The 4,772-nt window shown below is 71.9% G+C and carries 4 protein-coding genes and 1 riboswitch; of the genes, 3 read left to right on the forward strand and 1 reads right to left on the reverse strand.

Annotation, left to right across the window (positions count from 1 at the left end; genetic code table 11):
• Positions 1-8: 8 nt before the first annotated feature.
• On the forward strand, positions 9-842 hold the full coding sequence (locus tag FNH04_RS41440; RefSeq protein ID WP_322725374.1) for a hypothetical protein: 834 nt from the start codon (positions 9-11) through the stop codon (positions 840-842).
• Positions 843-969: 127 nt separating this feature from the next.
• Positions 970-1,725, forward strand: coding sequence for a hypothetical protein (locus FNH04_RS41445; protein ID WP_228031932.1), 756 nt, complete (start codon positions 970-972; stop codon positions 1,723-1,725).
• Between the two features lie 173 nt (positions 1,726-1,898).
• On the opposite strand, the gene FNH04_RS41450 is transcribed toward FNH04_RS41445, so the two are convergent.
• On the reverse strand, positions 1,899-3,353 hold the full coding sequence (locus FNH04_RS41450) for a glycine hydroxymethyltransferase (RefSeq protein ID WP_152791397.1): 1,455 nt from the start codon (positions 3,351-3,353) through the stop codon (positions 1,899-1,901).
• 31 nt (positions 3,354-3,384) lie between these two features.
• Positions 3,385-3,474, reverse strand: a riboswitch (ZMP/ZTP riboswitch).
• Between the two features lie 156 nt (positions 3,475-3,630).
• Between FNH04_RS41450 and rocD the strand changes: the two genes are divergently transcribed.
• The coding region (gene rocD, locus FNH04_RS41455; protein ID WP_152791398.1) for an ornithine--oxo-acid transaminase at positions 3,631-4,772 on the forward strand (1,142 nt) is incomplete at its 3' end.

A 4,772-nucleotide genomic window follows, 5' to 3' on the forward strand; every position in this document is an offset into this window, starting at 1 on the left:
GGGACCGGGTGGCCTCGGGGGGTTCCGGGTTGCCCGAGGAGTTGACGGCGCTCGGGAGGTCGCTGGACCGGCCGGGGGCCGACGGTGACGAGACCATGGTCGAGCGCGTCCTTCAGCAGATACTCGCCGAGCGGGTGCCGGTCCCGGTGGTCGAGCGGGCCGGGCCCGGCGAGCGGCTGCGGACGGTGCGCCGCTGGGTGCGGCTGCGTCGACGGATGCTGACGGCTGCCCTCTGCGGACTGCTCACCGCCCTTGTGCTCACTCCTCCGGTGCGGGCCGCGGTGGCCGACTGGTTCGACTTCGGCGGTGTCGAGGTGCGGTACGACCCGTCGCCGGCGCCCACGGCCGGAGCCTCGGTGCCGGGGTGCGGAACGTCCATGTCCCTCGCGGAGGCCGAGCGGCGGGCCGGGTTCGCCCCTCGCGTCCCGGAGACGCTGGGCACACCCGACGCGGTGACGGTGACCCGCCAGCCACTCGACCGGTATCTGATCAGCCTGTGCTGGCGGGAGCGGGGCGGCACGGTCCGGCTCGACGAGTATCCGGCCCGCCTGGACATCGGCTACATCAAGGGCGTGCGGGAGCAGCCGGAGTGGGTGCCGCTGGGTTCGGACGGCGACGCGGACGATGTCCTCACGGATCAGGCGCTGTGGTTCCGGCGCCCGCACCGGCTGACCTTCTGGCTGATCGACGAGAACGGCGGGCGCTTCACCCGCTCCGAGCGCACGGCCGGGCCCACGCTGCTCTGGATGCGCCAGGAGGCGGACGGCAGCGAGCTGACACTGCGCCTGGAAGGGGTCGCGTCGTGGACGCGGGCGGTGGAGATCGCGAAGTCGCTCGGCTGAGGGGCGGGGGCCCGGAATTCGGTGCGAGTGAAGTGGGAACCCCGGCGGGTCGAGCGGTGTACCAGGAATGACACAGCGAGTGCGGGTGGACCGCACCGCGACTGGTAGGGGGTGTCGGATGCGCTGGATGCGTGAACTGGGGGCGCTGGCAGGAGCGTTGATGACGGTCTTCGCCCTCGTGCTGCTGGGGGCGTCGCCCTCGGCGGCGGGCGGGCCGACGAGCGTGCTGCTGGTCTCGCCCACAAGCCAGGAGACGTCTTCGTTGTACGCGACGGACGAGAGGTACACCCTCCTGCAGGATCATCTCGGCCCGATGGACGGCACTCTTGACCGCGGCGACGAGGAGCCGCCGAAGGTGGACGAGACCATAGGCCACCAGGTCAATGTCACCTGGCTGATCCACGACGTCACCCCATGGCGTGTCGACCAGGTGTATCCGCTCATGCCCAAGGCCCGGGGGGTTTGGATCCACACGGCAAGGGGCGGCTCAGACGGCACGGCCGGCACCTGGCACAAGGCCGCACACCCGGAGAAGCTGCGAGGACTGCTCATGGAGCTCGGGGTCATGGGCGAGGTGCTGAAAGGCCAGGACACGGGCTCAGGCACGGATACGGGCACGGGCACTGACGCGCAGCCTGGGCGGTCGGCGGACGACGATTCCGCCGCCGTGTCCACGGCCGGCGACCGCCCACCCGCCGAGGCGGCCACGGGACTCGGCACCAACTGGTGGTGGGTCATACCGGGGCTGGTGGCCGGCGTGGCACTGACGTCGGCGCTACGACCGCTGGCGGCGCGCGCAGGATGGCGGCCGCACACCGGTGGGCGGAGCTGGTGGAGGCAGCGCCCGGAGCCCGGACCCCGGCAGGAGCTGCGGGACGTCTGAGGGTCCTCCGGTTCCGGCGGCACCGTCCCGGCACTCCGCTTCCCGCCGCACCGCTTCCAGATACGCCGCTCCCAGATACGCCGCACGGCGACCCGGCACGAGTCCGGGCCGCCGCGGGGATCACGACAGGAGCTGATCGACCGGTGAGACCGGCGGTGAGTCCTTCAGAGGGCTCAGCCGAGGTCGACCTCCGGGTACAGCGGGAAGCCGGCCACGAGGTCGGTGGCGCGGCGGGAGATCTCGTCCGCGACCTTCGGGTCCAGGACGTGCTGGGCCTTGGAGGGGGCGCCCTTGGCGGTCGTGCCGGGCTCCGTGGTGGTGAGGACCCGGTCGATGAGGCCGGCGACCTCGTCCATCTCGGCGGTGCCCAGGCCACGGGTGGTCAGCGCGGGCGTGCCGATGCGGATGCCGGAGGTGTACCAGGCGCCGTTCGGGTCGGCGGGGATGGCGTTGCGGTTGGTGACGATGCCCGAGTCGAGCAGCGCGGACTCTGCCTGGCGGCCGGTGAGGCCGTAGGAGGAGGCCACATCGATCAGGTTCAGGTGGTTGTCGGTGCCGCCGGTGACGAGGGTGGCGCCCCGGCGCATCAGGCCCTCGGCGAGAGCGCGGGAGTTGTCGACGACGGCCTGGGCGTAGTCGCGGAACTCGGGGCGGCGGGCCTCGGCGAGTGCGACGGCCTTGGCGGCCATGACATGCGGGAGGGGGCCGCCGAGGACCATCGGGCAGCCGCGGTCGACCTGGTCCTTGAGGGAGTCGTCGCACAGCACCATGCCGCCGCGCGGGCCGCGCAGCGACTTGTGCGTGGTGGTGGTGACGATCTGGGCGTGCGGGACCGGGTCGAAGTCGCCGGTGAGGACCTTGCCGGCGACCAGGCCCGCGAAGTGGGCCATGTCCACCATGAGCGTGGCGCCGACCTCGTCGGCGATCTCGCGCATGATCCGGAAGTTCACGAGACGGGGGTAGGCGGAGTAGCCGGCGACGATGATCAGCGGCTTGAACTCGCGGGCGGACGCGCGCAGGGCCTCGTAGTCGAGGAGGCCGGTGGCGGGGTCGGTGCCGTAGGAGCGCTGGTCGAACATCTTGCCGGAGATGTTGGGGCGGAAGCCATGGGTGAGGTGGCCGCCGGCGTCCAGGGACATGCCCAGCATGCGCTGGTTGCCGAAGGCCTGGCGCAGCTCGGCCCAGTCGGCGTCGGAGAGCTCGTTGACCTGGCGGACACCGGCCTTCTCCAGGGCGGGGGCCTCGACGCGCTGGGCGAGGACGGCCCAGAAGGCGACGAGGTTGGCGTCGATGCCGGAGTGCGGCTGGGCGTAGGCGTGCCGGGCGCCGAAGAGCTCGCGGGCGTGCTCGGCGGCGAGGGACTCGACGGTGTCGACGTTGCGGCAGCCGGCGTAGAAGCGGCGGCCGACGGTGCCCTCGGCGTACTTGTCGCTGAACCAGTTGCCCATGGCCAGGAGGGTGGCCGGGGAGGCGTAGTTCTCGGAGGCGATCAGCTTGAGCATCTCGCGCTGGTCGGCGACCTCCTGTCCGATGGCGTCGGCGACCCGGGGCTCCACGGACCGGATGACGTCGAGGGCGCTGCGGAAGGCGGTGGACTCGGTGGAGAGGGGCGCAGAGTTGTCAGACATGAGGACCTCCGGACGTGGCGTTCGGCGTTCACGGTACGGCCCAGGCGCACGGCACACACACTTGCTCGGGCCGCTCCCCGATGGTCGGTCCCATCCCAGCGCGCCAGTCACGGCCCGGGGCTCACCCTACCGGGCGCCCCGCAGCAGCAGGTTCGCGCGTCCACGATGCGAGCGACGATAGGAAGGAGGGCGAGTCCGAGGACTCCGCAGGAAAGGGGACGTCGTGGCCGCCTCGGAGAACACCGTGGAACGTCTGCCGGGAGGTGCGCCGGGACGTTTGCCGGAGAGCACCACGGAGCGGTTGATCGCCTCGGCGGAGGCGCACAGCGCTCGTACCTATCACCCGTTGCCGGTGGTGGTGGCGACGGCGGACGGGGCGTGGATGACGGACGTCGAAGGACGTCGGTACCTGGATCTGCTGGCGGGTTACTCGGCGCTCAACTTCGGTCACGGCAACCGGCGGCTGATCGAGGCGGCGCGGGCGCAGCTGGAGCGGGTGACGCTGACGTCTCGGGCGTTCCACCACGACCGGTTCGCGGAGTTCTGCGTACGGCTCGCGGAGTTGTGCGGGATGGAGTCGGTCCTGCCGATGAACACGGGCACGGAGGCGGTGGAGACCGCCGTGAAGACGGCCCGGAAGTGGGGGTACCGGGTCAAGGGAGTACCCGACGGGCGGGCGAGGATCGTGGTCGCGAGCGACAACTTCCACGGTCGCACGACCACGCTCATCAGCTTCTCCACCGATCCGGGGGCACGGGCGGACTTCGGCCCGTACACGCCGGGCTTCGACATCGTGCCGTACGGGGACGCGGCCGCGGTGCGCGCGGCGATCACGGACGAGACGGTCGCCGTGCTGCTGGAACCCGTTCAGGGCGAGGCGGGGGTGCGGGTGCCGCCGCCCGGATATCTGGCGGCCGTACGGGAGGCGACGCGGGAGCGGAACGTGTTGTTCGTCGCCGACGAGATCCAGTCGGGGCTCGGTCGGACGGGGCGGACCTTCGCCTGTGAGCACGAGGGCGTCGTACCGGATGTGTACGTGCTCGGGAAGGCGCTCGGGGGCGGGATCGTGCCCGTGTCTGCGGTGGTGTCGTCGCGGGAGGTGCTCGGGGTGTTCCGGCCCGGTGAGCACGGGTCGACGTTCGGCGGGAACCCGCTGGCCTGTGCGGTGGCGCTGGAGGTGATCGCGATGCTGCGGTCGGGCGAGTTCCAGCTGCGGGCGGCGGAGCTGGGTGAGCATCTGCACCGTGAGCTGGGGCTGCTGGCGGGCGCCGGGCGGGTGACCGACGTGCGCGGGCTCGGGCTGTGGGCGGGGATCGACATCGCCCCCGCGTACGGCACCGGCCGCGACGTCTCCGAGAAGCTGATGGACCGGGGCGTCCTGGTGAAGGACACCCATGGCGCGACCCTCCGTATCGCCCC

The organism is Streptomyces phyllanthi, from assembly GCF_009377205.1.
In the GTDB taxonomy this organism is placed as follows: domain Bacteria; phylum Actinomycetota; class Actinomycetes; order Streptomycetales; family Streptomycetaceae; genus Streptomyces; species Streptomyces phyllanthi.